Here is a 15681-nt window from a genome sequence, read left to right on the forward strand (position 1 = left end):
TCATGCCTCCGTGCTGATGAAGACGTTCTTGGTTTCGGTGAAGGCGGCGAGGGCGTCGGGCCCCAGTTCGCGGCCGAGTCCGGACTGCTTGAACCCGCCGAACGGCGTCCCGTAGCGGACGCTGCTGTGCGAGTTGACGGACAGGTTTCCGGCGGCGACGGCGCGCGAGACCCGCAGCGCCCGCCCGACGTCCCGGGTCCAGATCGAGCCGGACAGCCCGTAGTCGGTGGCGTTGGCCAGCCGTACCGCCTCGTCCTCGTCCTCGAAGGGCAGCACGACGGCCACCGGTCCGAAGACCTCGTCGGTGGCCACCGGGGAGTCGGCGGCCGCGTCGGTGAGGACCGTCGGCGGGAACCAGAAGCCGGGGCCCGAGGGCGCGCTGCCCCGGATGCCCTTGGCCCCGTCGGGGACGTAGGACCGTACGCGTTCCAGCTGGGCCGCCGAGATCAGCGGCCCCATCTGGGTCCTCTCGTCCGACGGGTCGCCTACGACGACCGACTCGACGGCCGGGGCGAGCAGTTCCAGGAACCGGTCGTGGACCTCACGCTGTACGAGGACGCGGGTGCGGGCACAGCAGTCCTGGCCTGCGTTGTCGAGGAAGGCCATGGGGGCGGTGGCCGCGGCCCGCTCGAGGTCGGCGTCGGCGAAGACGATGTTCGGGCTCTTGCCGCCGAGTTCGAGGGTGACCCGCTTCACCCGCGCGGCGCTCTTCGCCATGATCCGCTTGCCGACACGGGTGGAGCCGGTGAATACGATCTTGGCCACGCCCGGGTGTTCCACCAGCGCGTCGCCCGCCTCGTCGCCCGCGCCGGGGAGCACCTGGAACAGATGCTCGGGCAGTCCCGCCGCCAGGGCGAGTTCGGCCAGGCGCAGCGCGGTGAGCGGGGTCGTCTCGGCGGGTTTGAGCAGGACCGCGTTGCCCGCCGCGAGGGCGGGCGCGGTGCCCCAGGCGGCGATGGGCATGGGGAAGTTCCAGGGGGCGATCACTCCGACCACGCCGAGCGGTTCGAGGAATGTGACGTCGAGCCCGCCGGCGACGGGGATCTGCCGGCCGCTCAGCCGCTCCACTCCCCCGGCCGCGTAGTCCAGCAGGTCGCGGACGTTGCCCGCCTCCCAGCGGGCGTTTCCCAGCGTGTGGCCCGCCTCGCGGACCTCCAGCCGGGCCAGTTCCCCGATGTGCTCGTCCACCAGGAGGGCGAAGCGGCGCAGCAGCCGGGCCCGGTCGGCGGGCGCCGCGGCGGCCCACCCGCGTTGGGCGGCCGTCGCGCGCGCGACGGCTGTGCCGACCTCGGCGGCGGTCGTCGCGGGGACGGTGGCGATCACCTCTCCGGTGGCCGGGTTGACGATCTGGTGTTCTGTCACGCGATGGGGCTGCTGTTGCACGTCGTTCCTCACAGTCACGGGCTTCGGTCGCGGTCGCCGGTCGCCGGTCGCGGGCATCGGTCGCGGATCCCGGTCACCGGCGTCGCTCACGGGCCTCGGTCACGGGCCACGGTCACAGGCGTTCGAAGGAGCGGCGAAGCTCCCAGTCGGTCACCGCGGCGTCGAACGCGTCCACCTCGACCCGCGCCATGTTGCGGTAGTGGGCCACGACCTCGTCCCCGAAGGCGTCCTTGGCCCGCGGGCTGTTCTCCCAGAGCTCCGCGGCGTCCCGCAGGGTGCGCGGGACGTGCTCGTAGGCGGCGGCGTACGCGTTGCCCGCGCACGGCTCGGGCAGCTCCAGCTCGTTCTCCAGGCCGTGGAGCCCGGCGGCGATCATCCCGGCGACGGCCAGATGGGGATTGACGTCCCCGCCGGGCAGCCGGTTCTCGAACCGCAGCGACCTGCCGTGGCCGACCACCCGCAGCGCGCAGGTGCGGTTGTCCCGGCCCCACGCGACGGCGGTGGGCGCGAAGGATCCCGGCTGGAAGCGCTTGTACGCGTTGACGGTCGGCGCGTACAGCAGGGAGAAGTCGCGCAGCGCGGCGAGCTGGCCCGCCAGGAAGTGCCGCATGACCGGCGACATGCCGCCGGGGCCGTCCCCCGCCATGACGTTGGAGCCGGACTCGTCCTGGAGGGAGAGGTGGATGTGGCAGGAGTTTCCCTCCCGCTCGTTGTACTTGGCCATGAAGGTGAGCGAGACCCCCTCCTGCGCGGCGATCTCCTTGGCTCCGGTCTTGTACACGGCGTGCTGGTCGCAGGTGGTGAGGGCGTCCGCGTACTTGAAGGCGATCTCGTGCTGGCCCGGGTTGCACTCGCCCTTGGCGGATTCGACGGTCAACCCCGCGCCCGCCATCTCGTTGCGGATCCGGCGCAGCAGGGGCTCGACGCGGCCGGTGCCGAGGACCGAGTAGTCGACGTTGTACTGGTTGGCGGGGGTCAGGCCGCGGTAGCCGCTGTCCCACGCCTGCTCGTAGGTGTCGCGGAACACGATGAACTCGAGTTCCGTGCCGACGTGCGCGGTGTAGCCGTGGGCGGCCAGGCGCTCCAGTTGGCGCCGCAGGATCTGCCGCGGCGCGGCGACGACGGGGGTGCCGTTCTCCCAGGCGAGGTCGGCCAGCAGCAGTGCCGTGCCCTCGTGCCAGGGAACACGGCGCAGGGTGGACAGGTCGGGACGCATGGCGAAGTCACCGTAACCACGCTCCCACGAGGACATGGCGTACCCGTCGACGGTGTTCATGTCGGTGTCGACGGCGAGCAGGTAGTTGCAGCCTTCCGTGCCGTGCTCGAGGACGTCGGCCAGGAAGAACGGGGCGGCGAACCGCTTCCCCTGGAGCCGGCCCTGCATGTCGGGGAAGGCCAGGACGACCGTGTCGATCTCGCCGCTCTCCACGAGGAGACGCAGTTCCTCGACGTCGAGCGGGGGTGTGCGGTCTGCCACGGGTCTCGCTCCTCCTTGGATCGGCCGGAAGCAATAAGGTATGCCTGGAGACCTTTGATTGGGAAGTGATGCGGAAGAGGAGCCGGCGACGTGGCGACGAAGGACGAGCCGACGGATCCGCTCACTCCGGTGCTGCGGCCCGTGCGCGCGGGAAACGGGTTCGAGGAGGCCCTGGAGCAGATCCTTCAGGTCGTGCGGCTCGGCCTGGTGCCGGGCGGCGAACGACTGCCCGCCGAGCGGGCACTGGCGGACCGGCTGCGAATCAGCCGGGTCACACTGCGCGAGGTGCTGAAGGTGCTCCAGGACGAGGGGCTGCTGGAGAGCAGGCGCGGCCGCTACGGCGGGACCTTCGTACGGCCGCGGGCCACCACGCCGCTCCGCGGCGCCGAGGAGGAGCTGCGGCGACGGGTGGCGGACGTGGACATCGAGGACGTCCTGCGCTTCCGCGAGGTGCTGGAGGTGGGCGCGGCGGGGCTGTGCGCCACGGCGGCGCTGTCCGGCGAGCGGGCGGAACGGCTGCGGGCCGCGCTCGCCGCCACGCACGACGCGCCCCTGACGGAGTACCGCAGGTGCGACACGCTGCTCCACCTGTCCCTCGCGGAGCTGTCCGGCTCCGCGACCCTGACCGCGAGTTACGCGGCGGTGCGGGCGACCGTCAACGGCCTGCTGGACTGCATACCGCTGCTCGTGCGGAACCTGGAGCACTCGCAGCGCCAGCACACGGCCCTGGTCGAGGCCGTGCTGGACGCGGACGCGGACGCGGCGCGCGAGATAGCGCGCGAGCACTGCGGGGGTACGGCGGCCCTGCTGCGGGGGTTTCTGTCCTGATGCCCGGGCACGGCGGGCCGGCGCGGCGCCTCCGCCGATGCGGAGCAGCCGTAACAGCCTGTTGACGCGGGGGACTTGCGCGCGACCTGCCCGGCCGCAATGGTATGGCCTCACACCTTTACCCTTCCCGAGGCAGGAGCTGATCATGCCCGACGGCACCGATTCGCGCGTTCCGCCGCCCGCTCCCACCGCTTCGCCCTCCGGGCGGTCCCTCGCGCCCGGCACGGACGCCGACTACCTCCGGCGGCGTTCCCTGCGCCGCGGCAGCGCCGGCTGGCTGCTGCTCACCGGCCTCGGGGTCGCCTACGTCGTCTCCGGGGACTTCTCCGGCTGGAACATCGGCCTGTCCGAAGGAGGCTTCGGCGGTCTCGCGATCGCGACTCTGCTCATGGGCGTGATGTACGCCTGTCTGGTCTTCTCGCTCGCGGAACTGTCCGCCATCCTGCCGACCGCCGGCGGCGGATACGGTTTCGCCCGCCGGGCGCTGGGCACCTGGGGCGGCTTCCTCACCGGTACGGCCATCCTCATCGAGTACGTCCTCGCGCCCGCCGCGATCTCCATCTTCATCGGGGACTACGTCGAATCCCTCCACCTCTTCGGACTCACCGCCGGGTGGCCCGTCTACCTGGCCTGTTTCGCCGTCTTCATCGGGATCCACCTCTGGGGCGTGGGCGAGGCCCTGCGCTTCAGTCTCGTCGTGACCGCGATCGCGGTGGCCGCGTTGCTGATCTTCGCCGTCGGCGCCTTCAGCGAGTTCGACGCGGGCGGTCTGAACGACATCCCCGTCGACCACGACGCGTTCGGGGCCAGTTCCTGGCTGCCGTTCGGACTCCTCGGCATCTGGGCCGCCTTCCCCTTCGGCATGTGGTTCTTCCTCGGGGTGGAGGGAGTCCCGCTCGCGGCGGAGGAGGCCAAGGACCCCGTCCGCTCGATGCCCAGGGCCCTGTCGATCGCGATGGGCGTACTGGTACTGCTCGCCCTGATCACCTTCTTCGCGGCGACGGGGGCGCGCGGCTCGGCCGCCCTCCAGGAGGCGGGCAATCCGCTGGTGGTGGCCCTCCAGGGCGACGGTGCCCCGACCCCGCTGAGCCGGTTCGTGAACTACGCGGGGCTCGCCGGTCTCGTCGCGTCCTTCTTCTCCCTCATCTACGCGGGCTCCCGGCAGCTCTTCGCACTGTCCCGGGCGGGCTATCTGCCCCGTTTCCTGTCCCTCACCAGCGCCCGCAAAGCCCCCTATCCGGGTCTCCTCATCCCCGGCGCCATCGGGTTCGCGCTCGCCGCGAGCACCGGTGACGGCGGCCGGATGCTCAACATCGCGGTGTTCGGCGCGACCATCTCGTACGCCCTGATGGCCCTGTCCCACCTCGTGCTGCGCCGCCGCGAACCCGCGCTTCCCCGCCCCTACCGCACGCCCGGCGGGGCGCTCACCTCGGGCGTGGCGTTCTTCCTGGCCCTGTCCGCGCTGGTGGCGACGTTCCTGGTGGACGTCGCGGCGGCGGTCATCGCGCTGGTCGTCTACGCGGTCGCCCTCGCCTACTTCGCCCTCTACAGCAGGCACCGGCTGGTCGCGGCGGCGCCGGAGGAGGAATTCGCGGCCCTGGCCGCCGCCGAGGCGGAACTGGAACGCGACTGAGGCGGAAAGGGGGACGCGACCGGCGGCGGACATCCGCGCGGAAACCGCGTTCTCCGCGTCAACGGGCCGCAGGCCCGGGTAGGGAACGCACCAAGCGCCCGGCACACCCCATGACGGAGGACGACCTGTGAAGCCCCTCATCGGCATCAGCACGTATCTGGAGGAGAGCGCCGCGTGGGGCACCTGGAATCTCCCCGCCGCTCTGCTGCCGGCCGGGTACCCCCGGCTCGTCCGGCGTTCCGGCGGGCTGGCGGCGATGCTCCCACCGGACGACCCGGCCGAGGCCGCCTCCGTGGTGCGCCGGCTCGACGCCCTGGTGATCGCCGGCGGCCCCGATGTCGAGCCCGTACGGTACGGGGCCGCGCGCCATCCCCGTACCGGACCGCCCGCCCGGGAGCGGGACGCCTGGGAGCTGGCCCTGATCGAGGCGGCCCTCACCGCGGGCATCCCGGTGCTGGGCATCTGCCGGGGCATGCAACTGCTCAACGTGGCCCTGGGCGGAACGCTCGTCCAGCACGTGGAAGGGCACACCTCGGCCGTCGCCGGCCGTTTCGGCGAGCACACGGTGAAGCCGGTGCCCGGGACCCGGTACGGCGACCTGGTGCCGGAGGAGTCCCGCGTACCGACCCATCACCACCAGACGGTGGACCGGCTCGGCCGGGGGCTGACGGTCTCGGCGTTCGCCGCTGACGGCACGGTCGAGGCGGTGGAGCTGCCGGCCCCCCGATGGGTGGTGGGCGTCCAGTGGCATCCGGAGATGGCGGACGACACCCGTGTCATGGCCTCTCTCGTCCGCGCGGCGGCGGCCCATGCCCGCGGAGTGCGGGCCGCGGGCATCGTCGACACGAGCGCGTCACCGCGGGCCGGCGGAACACCACGCGCCGAGAACGCCTGACACCTGTCCTGTCCTGTCCTGTCCTGTCGTACGATCACGGCGAGTGCGCGAGAGCCGGGCGCCCGGCGGGCCCGCGACTCCGCGTCGCCTCGCACCCCGCGCCGCCGCCACAGGACCCGGCGTCCCGCTCTCCCGGCGCGGCCCGCCGCCGGCGTCCCCGCGCCTCACTGCCGCGGGTCGACCGTCGCGTCGATGTGCTCGGCGACGGCCACCACCAGAATGCGCGTATCCGCCTCGGTGGCCCGCCAGCGGTGCCGCACTCCGCCGGACAGGTAGAGCGTGTCCCCGCGCTCCAGCCGGTACGCCCGGCCCTCCGCCTCCACCTCGACGGCGCCGTCGGCGACGTACATGATCTCGTCGTTGCGGTGCTGGTACTCCCGCCCGGTGTCCTGCTCGCCGGTGAACTCCTTCGCGTTCAGCTGGTGCCCGCCGCGCACCACCCGGCGTACCCCGCCCCCGCCGTCCGCCGCCCGTACGACGTCCACCGTGCGCGCCGAGTCGGCGGCCGCGTTCAGCCGGGCCGGGGTCGTCTCCAGGGCGTCCGCCACCCGTTCGAGCGAACGGACACTCGGCCGGGCGCGCTCGTTCTCGATCTGGCTGAGGAAAGGCACGGACAGTCCGCTGCGGGCAGCCACCGCCGCCAGGGTCAGGCCCAGGGACCTGCGCCGCCTGCGGACGGCCGCGCCCACCCTGAGCGCTTCCTTGTCGTCCATGACTGGCTCCCTCCCGCCCGGATCGTCATCCTCTCAGAGTTGACGCCGGTACAAGAGCTGTCCTGCCTCACCCGCGACCGATCCCGCCCATACGAACACGTGAGCGAAGAGAACGGGTGTTCCCCGGATCCATGATGCGCGCCGCCGGGTGAATCGCAAAGGCCCGGGTCAGCGGGCTCGTTCGGACAGGAGAAGACACCCGGCTTTCCGGGCCGGGACAGGCCGAAGGGGTGGCCCCGCCCAACGGCGAGGTCCACCCCTTCCGCGCCCGGTACGGGGGCACCACGGAGGTGTCCGTCGTGCCCGTCCGCTACGGCGCCCCTACTGCGGGGCCATCTTGTCCGCGATGCCCGGGTTCTCCTTCATCCACGCCGCGACGGCCTCCTCCTCGTGACCCGTGCCGCGCTTCTGGATCTCGTTCTCCAGCCCGGCGAGCTGCTGCTCGCTCAGCTTGAAGTCCTTGAGCCACTTCGTCAGCTGCGGGTAGTTCCCGGGGAAGTCCTTGTGCGCGACGTTCGTGAGCCGGTCACCGTCGCCGAAGGTCTTCCTGGGGTCCTTCAGCTTGGTCAGGTCGTACTCCTTGTAGGCCCAGTGCGGGCTCCACAGCGTGACCGCGATCGGCTCCTTCTTGGCGTACGCCCGCTTCAGCTCCGCGAGCATCCCCGGCGTCGAGCCGTCCACGACCTTGTACTCGTCGTCGAGCCCGTACTCCGGCAGGACCTTGTCCTTGAGGACGTTCATCTCCTCGGTACCGGGCTCGATGCCGACGATGCGGCCCGCGAACTCGTCCCCGCGGCCCTTGAGATCGGCCAGCGAGTCCACGCCCTTGACGTACGAGGGGACGGCGATCTCACGGGTCGTGGGCCCGTACCAGGACCCGAGCTGGGTCAGATCGTCTCGGTACTTGTCCCAGTATCTCTTCTGCGCGTTGGGCAGCCAGGCGTCGAACTGGACGTCGACCTGCCCCTCGGCCATCGCCGCGTACATGGGCCCGAGCTCGAACTGCTTGAGGTTGACCTTGTAGCCGCGCTCCTCGAGGACCGCCTTCCACAGGTAGGTGGCGGCGATGTCCTCCTCCCAGGGGAACCAACCGATCTCCAGGGGCCGCTCACGCTCGTCCTTGCCGTTCGCGGCCTTGCCGGCCGACTGCGCCGAGCCGCCGACCGGGGTCCACTTGTCGGCGAGACCCGGGTTCTCCTCGAGCCAGGCGCGGACGGCCTCCTGCTCCTTGCCCTTGCCGGTGGCCTGGATCTTGGCTTCGAGACTCGTGAGCTGCTCCTCATTCATCTTGAAGTCCTCGAGCCACTTGGCGACCGTCGGGTTCTCCGACGAGAAGCCCTTGCGCGCCAGGGTGTGGACGCCGTCGCTCTCCGCGCCGAACGCCTTCTTCGGGTCCTTCAGCTTGGTCAGGTCGTAGTCGCTGTACGCCCAGTGCGGCGACCACAGCACGACCACGATCGGCTCCTTCTTGGCGTACGCCCGCTTCAGCTCGGCGAGCATGCCGGAGGTGGAGCCGTCGAGGAGCTGGTACTCCTTGTCGAGCCCGTACGCCTTGAGGACCTTGTCCTTCAGCAGGCCCATCTCACCCGCGCTGGGCTCGATGCCGATGATCTTGCCCTTGAAGGTGGAGCTCTTGCCCTTCAGGTCCTCGAGAGAGTTGACGCCCTTGACGTAGGACGGCACGGAGAGTTCCAGGGAGGTCTTGTCGTACCAGGCCCCCATGTCCTCCAGCTTGTCCTTGTACTTGTTCCAGTAATTGGCGTGGGTGACGGGCAGCCAGGAGTCGGTCTGGATGTCGATCTGGCCGTTCGCCTGGCCCGTGTAGAGCGAGCCCGCCTCGTACTGCTGGGCGTCGACCTCGAAGCCGCGCCGCTCCAGCAGTTCCTTCCACAGGAACGTGGACGCGATGCCCTCGTCCCAGGGGATGTACCCCATGGTGATCTTCTTGCCCTGGCCGACGTTCTCGGCGCCGTTCGCGGTCTCGCTCTTCGAACCGCCGAACATGCCGATGCCGCCCGCGACGAGCGCGAGGACGACCACGCCCGCGATGGCCACGACGGGCTGCGGACGGTGGTTCCAGATCTTCAGCCCGCCGGCCATCTCCTTGGCCTTGGCCAGCGCACGGCGCCCGACCGGGGACGCCTGGAGGCTGAGCGCGCCGGTGATCCGGTCCAGGTACATGGCGAGGATCACCACGGAGACGCCCGCCTCGAAGCCGAGACCGATGTCGATGTTGCCGAGCGCGCGGTAGACGGCGCCGCCGAGCCCGCCGCCGCCGACCATGCCGGCGATGACCACCATGGACAGGCCGAGCATGATCACCTGGTTGACGCCGGCCATGATCGTCTGGAGGGCCAGCGGCAGCTGCACCCGGAGCAGGGTGTTCTTGGGCGTGGTGCCGAACGCCTCGGCGGCCTCCACCAGTTCCTTGTCCACCTGCCGGATGCCGAGTTCGGTCATCCGGACACCGGGCGGCAGGGCGAAGATGATCGTGGCGATGATGCCGGGCACCGCGCCCAGACCGAAGAAGACGACGCCCGGGATCAGGTAGACCATGGCGGGCATGGTCTGCATCAGGTCGAGCACCGGCCGGACGATCGCGCTCACCGTCTTGGACCGCGCGGCCCAGATGCCGAGTGGTACCGCGATCACGAGGATCACGATCGTCGCGACCATCACCAGCGAGAGGGTCTCCATCGCGGCGTCCCACAGCTCGATGGAGTCGATCAGGGCGAAGCCCAGGAAGCTGAACACACCGGCCGAGAGACTGCTCAGCCACCAGGCGAGTATCGCGAAGATGCCCGCGAGGAGCAGGGGCTCGGGAGCCGACAGCACCGCGTTGATGCCGTCGTACATGCCCGAGACGACCGAGGAGGCAGCGTCGAACAGCCAGCCGAGGTGCTGCTGGAGGAAGTCGACGGCGCTGTCGACCCAGTCGCCGAGAGGGATCCTAGGCACTTGCTACCGCCTTGTCCGACTGAGCCGTCTCGCCGTTGTCGCCCGCGTCGGCCCCGGAGCCGCCCGCCGAGCCGTCCTTCGAGAGGGGGCCCGGCCCGGCCGCGGGCGTGTCCGTCACCATCGGCTCACCGAGCACGGCCAGCAGCCGGGCGCGGGGCACGACCCCTATGAGATCGCCCTCCTCACCGACGACGGCCACGGCGACCCCGCTGGTGGAGCAGGGGGTGAACAGGTCGATGATCGGAGCGGACTCGGTCACCCTGGCGGGCGCCGCGTCGAGCACGTCCTGAGCGGTGCGCAGTTCCTTGCCACCGTCCGTCCGGGTACCGAAGGCGGTCTCCGGGTCGGCCATGATCGCCCCGGCGGTGAGCACACGGGAGCGGTCGACGTCCTGGGTGAAGGAGGCGACGTAGTCGTTGGCCGGGGTGACGAGGATGTCCTCGGCGGTCCCCTGCTGCACGATCTCGCCGTCGCGCATCACGGCGATGCGGTCACCGAGACGCATGGCCTCGTTGAGGTCGTGGGTGATGAAGACGATGGTCTTCTTGAGCCGCTTCTGGAGCTCCAGCAGCTGGTCCTGCATGTCGCGACGGATCAGCGGGTCGAGCGCGCTGAAGGACTCGTCCATCAGCAGCAGGTCGGCGTCCGTGGCCAGCGCGCGGGCGAGGCCGACACGCTGCTGCATGCCGCCGGAGAGCTCGTCGGGCCAGGACGTCTCCCAGCCGCCCAGACCGGTCAGTTCCAGCGCCTCGGCGGCGCGCTTCTCGCGCTCCGCGCGGGGCACCCCCTGCACCTCGAGACCGTACGCCGCGTTCTCCAGCACACTGCGGTGCGGGAAGAGCGCGAAGTGCTGGAACACCATGCTGATCTTCGTGGAGCGGACGTGCCGCAGCTCCTGCGGGCTGAGAGCGGTCAGGTCCTGGCCGTCGAAGAGCACCCGGCCGGACGTCGGCTCCAGCAGGCCGTTGAGCATGCGGAGCAGCGTGGACTTCCCCGAGCCGGACAGGCCCATGACCACAAAGATCTGGCCGGACTCGACCGAGAAGGAGGCATCGATCACCGCGGCGGTCGTACCATCGGCGCGGAGTTGGTTACGGTCCGTACCCTCCTTGAGCTTCCCCACGGCCTCATCGGGTCGTCTGCCGAAGACTTTGTACAGGTGTTCGGCTTGCAGCCTGGACACATACACCTCACGCGTTGAACGGAAAAACGGCCTACCACCCCCGCGGGCAGGCCGTGGAACAGGCGGGGTCGGCCCGCCCACCCGGTCGCGGTGCTTGAAGCTGCAACCTGGTTCGCTCCGGCTGCGCGCCTGCCCCGGCTTACACGAGACAAACAATTAAGTGATTCACGTCACATTCGACGGCGTCGCTGGTCAGCCGTACGGGGCCCGCGGGGCGACGGGACGCCGCCAGTGGGCCGCTCTGTCAATGGGCTGCTGTCAGTGGGCTGCGGCATGATCGGGGTTGTGACGCGACGCCTGATGCTCCTCGACACCGCTTCCCTGTACTTCCGGGCATATTTCGGGGTTCCCGACTCCGTACGGGCCCCGGACGGCACCCCGGTCAACGCGGTGCGCGGGCTGCTGGACTTCATCGCCCGCCTGGTCCAGGACCACCGCCCCGACGAGCTGGTGGCCTGCATGGACGCGGACTGGCGGCCGGCCTGGCGGGTGGAGCTGATCCCCTCGTACAAGGCCCACCGGGTGGCGGAGGAGCACGCGGAGGGTCCCGACGAGGAGGAGACGCCGGACACGCTCGCGCCCCAGGTCCCCGTCATCGAGGCGGTGCTCGACGCGCTGGGCATCGCCCGGGTCGGCGCGGAGGGGTACGAGGCGGACGACGTGATCGGCACCCTCGCCGGCCGGGCGCGAGGGCCGGTGGACATCGTCACCGGGGACCGCGACCTCTACCAGTTGGTCGACGACGCCCGCCAGGTCCGGGTGCTCTACCCGGTCAAGGGCGTGGGCACGCTCCAGTCCACCGACGAGGCGCTGCTGCGGGAGAAGTACGGGGTGACCGGCGCGCAGTACGTGGACTTCGCGGTGTTGCGCGGCGACCCCAGCGACGGCCTGCCGGGCGTCCCGGGCATCGGCGAGAAGACGGCCGCGCAGCTCATCGCGGAGTTCGGTGACCTCGCGGGCATCCTCGCGGCGGCCGCCGATCCGGTCGCCCGGCTCACCCCCGCCCGGCGCCGCCGCCTGGACGAGTCCCGCGCGTACCTGGCCGTCGCGCCCACGGTGGTCCGGGTCGCCGGGGACGTCCCCCTGCCGGCCTTCGATCCGGCGCTGCCGCGCGAGCCGCGGGACCCGGCCGCGCTCGTGGACCTCTCGGAGCGCTGGGGACTGCGTTCGCCGCTCAACCGGCTGCTGGAAACCCTCGGCGTCCACGCGCCGGGCCCGGCCTGAGGTGTTAGCTTAGGTAAGCCTAAGCAGCCCAGAATCCGCCTGTGAGCGGAAGGCAGGGAGACCACCGTGGCAGACAAGCCGGCTCGTACCTCACCCACCACGCATGAGGGGCGGGTGCTGCGCACCGAGCGGCTCTCGCCGCACATGGTGCGCGTGGTCCTCGGCGGTGAGGGGCTGGCCGCGGTGCGGGCCGGCGAGTTCACCGACCACTACGTCAAGCTGCTGTTCCCCGTGCCGGGCGTGACCTACCCCGAGCCCTTCGACATGGAGCGGATCCGCGCGGAGTTCCCGCGCGAGCAGTGGCCGGCGAACCGCACGTACACCGTCCGCGCCTGGGATCCGACGGCGCTGGAGATGACCATCGACTTCGTCGTCCACGGGGACGAGGGCCTGGCCGGTCCCTGGGCGGCCCGGGTCCGCCCCGGCGAGACGATACGCCTCCTCGGCCCGGGCGGGCTGTACGCGCCCGACCCGGCCGCGGACTGGCACCTGCTGGTGGGGGACGAGAGCGCCCTGCCCGCGATCGCCGCGGCCATGGAGCGGGTCCCGGCCGGAGCCACCGCGCACGCCTTCGTCGAGGTCTCCGGCCCGGAGGAGGAGCAGAAGATCACGACCCCGGACGGCACCGGCATCACCTGGCTGCACCGTGGGGACCGTCCGGTGGGCGAGGCCCTCGTCGGGGCGGTACGGGAGCTGGACTTCCCCGAGGGCGAGGTGCACGCGTTCGTGCACGGCGAGGCGGGCTTCGTGAAGGAGCTGCGCCGTCACCTGCGGCTGGACCGGGGGATCCCGCGCGAACGGCTCTCGATCTCCGGCTACTGGCGGCTGGGCCAGACCGACGAGGCATGGCGGAGCGTCAAGCGCGCGTGGAACGAGCAGGTGGAGCGGGAGCAGGAGACCCAGCAGTCCCCCGCGGCCTGAACGGCACCGCCGCCCGGTCCCCTTCGACATCATGGCCGTCACCATCGTCGTCTTGTGGTGCGCGTCGCCGCTGATCGTGGTGGCGCTGTTCCGCCGAGAGGCAGCGCGGGACCACCCTCCGGTACGCGCACGCTGTGCGAGCCGATCACGTCGGCCACGCCCCGGCCGTCGGCCGCGCGAACACCGGAGGGGACCGGTCGCCCCGGCCCTCGGACGGCTCCGGGCGGCTCCCGGACGACTTCACACGGCCTTCTGGTACGTGCGGAAGGATCGGGTCGACAGCCAGACCGCCGCCACTGTCAGGGCCAGCAGCGCCCCGCCCCTGCTGAGCACGACCGTCCAGTCGGTATCGGCGGACAGCGCGGAACGGCCCGCGACCATGGCCCAGTTGACCGGGTTGAAGTCCGCGATCCGCACCATCCAGTCCGGCATCTGGGCCGGCGCCATGAAGGCGGAGGAGAGGAACGTCAGCGGCAGCAGCAGGAAGGTGTTGATGCCGATGATGGACTCGCGGCGGCGGACCAGCATGCCGAGGGCGTTGGACAGCGCACCGAAGACCGTACCGAGCAGGACGGAGGCGGCCACCAGGATGAGCAGTCCACCGATCCCTCCCGGGTAGTCGGCCCCGCCGATCAGTCCCAGCACCACGATGACCACGGACTGGAAGGCGGTCGTGATGCCGTTCTGCACGACGTTGGCGTGCAGGAGGGCGCTGCGGCTGACCGGGGTGGTCAGGAAGCGGTTGAGCGTGCCGCGTTCGATCTCCTCCAGGGTGCCCATGCCGGTCCACATGCTGGAGCCGAACGCGCTCATCACGACGATGCCCGGGATCAGGTAGTCCAGGTACGACGTCGTACCGAAGCCGCCGAGCTGGACGACCTTTTTGAACAGACTGCCGAAGAGATAGAGCCAGATCACCGGCTGGATCAGATTGACCAGCAGGAACACGGGCTGCCGCACGATCGCCATGAGCTGGCGCTGCGTCATGAACCAGGTGTGGGCGAGGACGTTCGTACTCATCGGGTGCCTCCGGTGGTGGCCCGGCCGGACGCGTCGGGTCCGGTGCCCTTCGCGCCCTTCGCGTCCGTGGCGTCCTTCTCGTCCGTCGTATCCGGCACGGCCTCGGCGCAGTCCGCGCGGTCCGCGGGCTCCGCCGCTTCGGCCTCGGAGAAACGGCGTCCCGCGTAGCGCAGGTAGACGTCGTCCAGGGAGGGCCGGGCCACGGTCGCGGCGGCCACCGCCGCGCCGGCCCGCTCCAGTGCGGCGAGCAGGGCCGGCACGGCGGCGGCCCCGTCGTCGGCGCGGACGCTGACCCTGCGGCCGTCCAGCGTGAGGTCGTGCAGGCCCGTCAGCCCGGCGAGGGCCTCGGTCAAGGTCGTACGGTCGCCGTCGGCGCGCAGTTCCACGTGAACGGCGTCGCCGCGCAGTTCCCCCTTCAGCTCGTCGGGGGTGCCCTCGACGACCACCCGGCCGCGGTCCACGATGGCGATGCGCTCGGCGAGCCTGTCCGCCTCTTCCAGGTAGTGCGTGGTGAGCACGATCGTCAGCCCCTCGTCCCCGGCGAGCCTGCCGATCTCGTCCCACATCGCCGTGCGGGCCTCGGGGTCGAGCCCGGTCGTGGGCTCGTCCAGGAAGAGCACCTCGGGCCGGTGGACCAGCCCGAGCGCCACATCGAGCCGTCGTCGCATCCCACCCGAATATCCCTGCACCATCCGCTTCGCGGCGTCGGTGAGGCTGAACCGCTCCAGCAGGGCGTCCGCCCGGCGGTTCAGCTCCGCGCCGCGCAGACCGTAGAGCCGCCCCTGGAGGATCAGGTTCTCCCGGCCGGTGGCCACCGGATCGGCGCCGGACCGCTGGGCGACCACCCCGATCGCCCGGCGCACGCGGTCGGGGTGGCGCAGGACGTCGTGCCCGGCGACGGTGGCCGTGCCGCTGTCGGGGCGGGCGAGCGTGGTCAGGATTTTCACCGCGGTGGACTTGCCCGCCCCGTTGGGCCCGAGGAGCCCGAGGACCGTGCCCGGTGTGACGGTGATGTCCATGCCGTTCAGCGCGGTGACCCCACCCGGATAGGTCTTGACCAGGCCTCGCGCCCGGACGGCGGGCGCCGCCGTCCCCGTACGGGCCGACCCCGCGCCCGCCCGGTCGACGGCGGCGCCACGCGCTCCTCCGGAGGCATCGGTGCGCGACTCACCACGGGCATCACCACGGGCATCCGTACCTGCCTCAGCGCGGTCCGGGCCACGGGCCTCGGCCCTGGCCACCGGACTCGCCGCGCCCGGGCCGACGGCCAGGGCGCCGGCCCCGGACGCGGCCGTTCCCGGCATTTCGGTACTCATGACAGAACTCTCCTTCGGTGAACGGTACTCGGATATACCGAGCCGGTCCGCCCGAGGAGCGCCGGGCTATGGTAGGCGTGCCGCACCTCGATCGCCCGGGCGCCCTCGTGGCAGGCCCGGTCCGGGGTTC

Annotated in this window: 12 protein-coding genes; 5 read left to right on the forward strand and 7 right to left on the reverse strand. The window is 71.3% G+C overall.

What is annotated here, in order from left to right; all coding sequences use genetic code 11:
* Positions 1–1362, reverse strand: a complete 1362-nt coding sequence (locus ACU6P3_RS05440; protein WP_447196144.1) for an aldehyde dehydrogenase family protein — start codon at positions 1360–1362, stop codon at positions 1–3.
* 133 nt (positions 1363–1495) lie between these two features.
* Positions 1496–2860, reverse strand: a complete 1365-nt coding sequence (locus ACU6P3_RS05445) for a glutamine synthetase family protein (RefSeq protein WP_447196145.1) — start codon at positions 2858–2860, stop codon at positions 1496–1498.
* 90 nt (positions 2861–2950) lie between these two features.
* On the opposite strand from ACU6P3_RS05445, the gene ACU6P3_RS05450 reads away from it, so the two are divergent.
* From ACU6P3_RS05450 to ACU6P3_RS05460, 3 genes are all read left to right on the forward strand, one after another.
* Complete coding sequence (locus ACU6P3_RS05450) at positions 2951–3688, forward strand: FadR/GntR family transcriptional regulator (protein WP_447196146.1); 738 nt, start codon at positions 2951–2953, stop codon at positions 3686–3688.
* Between the two features lie 145 nt (positions 3689–3833).
* The gene (eat, locus tag ACU6P3_RS05455) at positions 3834–5321 is read left to right on the forward strand and encodes an ethanolamine permease (RefSeq protein ID WP_447196147.1); all 1488 of its coding nucleotides are present in this window, start codon (positions 3834–3836) and stop codon (positions 5319–5321) included.
* 127 nt (positions 5322–5448) lie between these two features.
* Complete coding sequence (locus ACU6P3_RS05460) at positions 5449–6216, forward strand: gamma-glutamyl-gamma-aminobutyrate hydrolase family protein (RefSeq protein WP_447196148.1); 768 nt, start codon at positions 5449–5451, stop codon at positions 6214–6216.
* Between the two features lie 164 nt (positions 6217–6380).
* Here the strand turns inward: ACU6P3_RS05460 and ACU6P3_RS05465 are convergent, their stop codons facing one another.
* The 3 genes from ACU6P3_RS05465 to ACU6P3_RS05475 all read right to left on the reverse strand — a co-directional run bounded on the left by ACU6P3_RS05465 (position 6381) and on the right by ACU6P3_RS05475 (position 11070).
* Positions 6381–6929, reverse strand: a complete 549-nt coding sequence (locus ACU6P3_RS05465; RefSeq protein ID WP_030754466.1) for a helix-turn-helix domain-containing protein — start codon at positions 6927–6929, stop codon at positions 6381–6383.
* A gap of 321 nt (positions 6930–7250) precedes the next feature.
* A complete protein-coding gene (locus tag ACU6P3_RS05470; RefSeq protein ID WP_447196149.1) occupies positions 7251–9887 on the reverse strand; it encodes an ABC transporter permease/substrate binding protein in 2637 nt (878 codons plus the stop codon).
* Positions 9880–11070 (reverse strand): quaternary amine ABC transporter ATP-binding protein, encoded by a 1191-nt coding sequence (locus ACU6P3_RS05475; protein ID WP_447196150.1) that lies wholly within the window; start codon positions 11068–11070, stop codon positions 9880–9882. The genes ACU6P3_RS05470 and ACU6P3_RS05475 overlap by 8 nt, the downstream gene beginning before the upstream one ends.
* Before the next feature lie 273 nt (positions 11071–11343).
* Here ACU6P3_RS05475 and ACU6P3_RS05480 point away from each other — a divergent pair, with 273 nt between their 5' ends.
* Positions 11344–12294, forward strand: a complete 951-nt coding sequence (locus tag ACU6P3_RS05480) for a 5'-3' exonuclease (RefSeq protein ID WP_447196151.1) — start codon at positions 11344–11346, stop codon at positions 12292–12294.
* Positions 12295–12360: 66 nt separating this feature from the next.
* The gene (locus ACU6P3_RS05485) at positions 12361–13215 is read left to right on the forward strand and encodes a siderophore-interacting protein (RefSeq protein WP_447196152.1); all 855 of its coding nucleotides are present in this window, start codon (positions 12361–12363) and stop codon (positions 13213–13215) included.
* Positions 13216–13455: 240 nt separating this feature from the next.
* Here ACU6P3_RS05485 and ACU6P3_RS05490 read toward each other — a convergent pair whose 3' ends face one another.
* A complete protein-coding gene (locus ACU6P3_RS05490; RefSeq protein ID WP_352085096.1) occupies positions 13456–14235 on the reverse strand; it encodes an ABC transporter permease in 780 nt (259 codons plus the stop codon).
* A complete protein-coding gene (locus ACU6P3_RS05495; protein WP_447197774.1) occupies positions 14232–15296 on the reverse strand; it encodes an efflux ABC transporter ATPase subunit, DrrA-related in 1065 nt (354 codons plus the stop codon). The genes ACU6P3_RS05490 and ACU6P3_RS05495 overlap by 4 nt, the downstream gene beginning before the upstream one ends.
* Positions 15297–15681 lie beyond the last annotated feature (385 nt).

It is taken from the genome of Streptomyces hebeiensis (genome assembly GCF_052983195.1).

Excerpts from the sequence above, each read along its gene's own strand:
- ACU6P3_RS05490 (WP_352085096.1), bottom strand. The coding sequence starts at position 14,235 with ATGAGTACGAACGTCCTCGCCCACACCTGGTTCATGACGCAGCGCCAG.
- ACU6P3_RS05465 (WP_030754466.1), bottom strand. The coding sequence starts at position 6,929 with ATGGACGACAAGGAAGCGCTCAGGGTGGGCGCGGCCGTCCGCAGGCGG.
- ACU6P3_RS05480 (WP_447196151.1), top strand. The coding sequence starts at position 11,344 with ATGATCGGGGTTGTGACGCGACGCCTGATGCTCCTCGACACCGCTTCC.
- eat (WP_447196147.1), top strand. The coding sequence starts at position 3,834 with ATGCCCGACGGCACCGATTCGCGCGTTCCGCCGCCCGCTCCCACCGCT.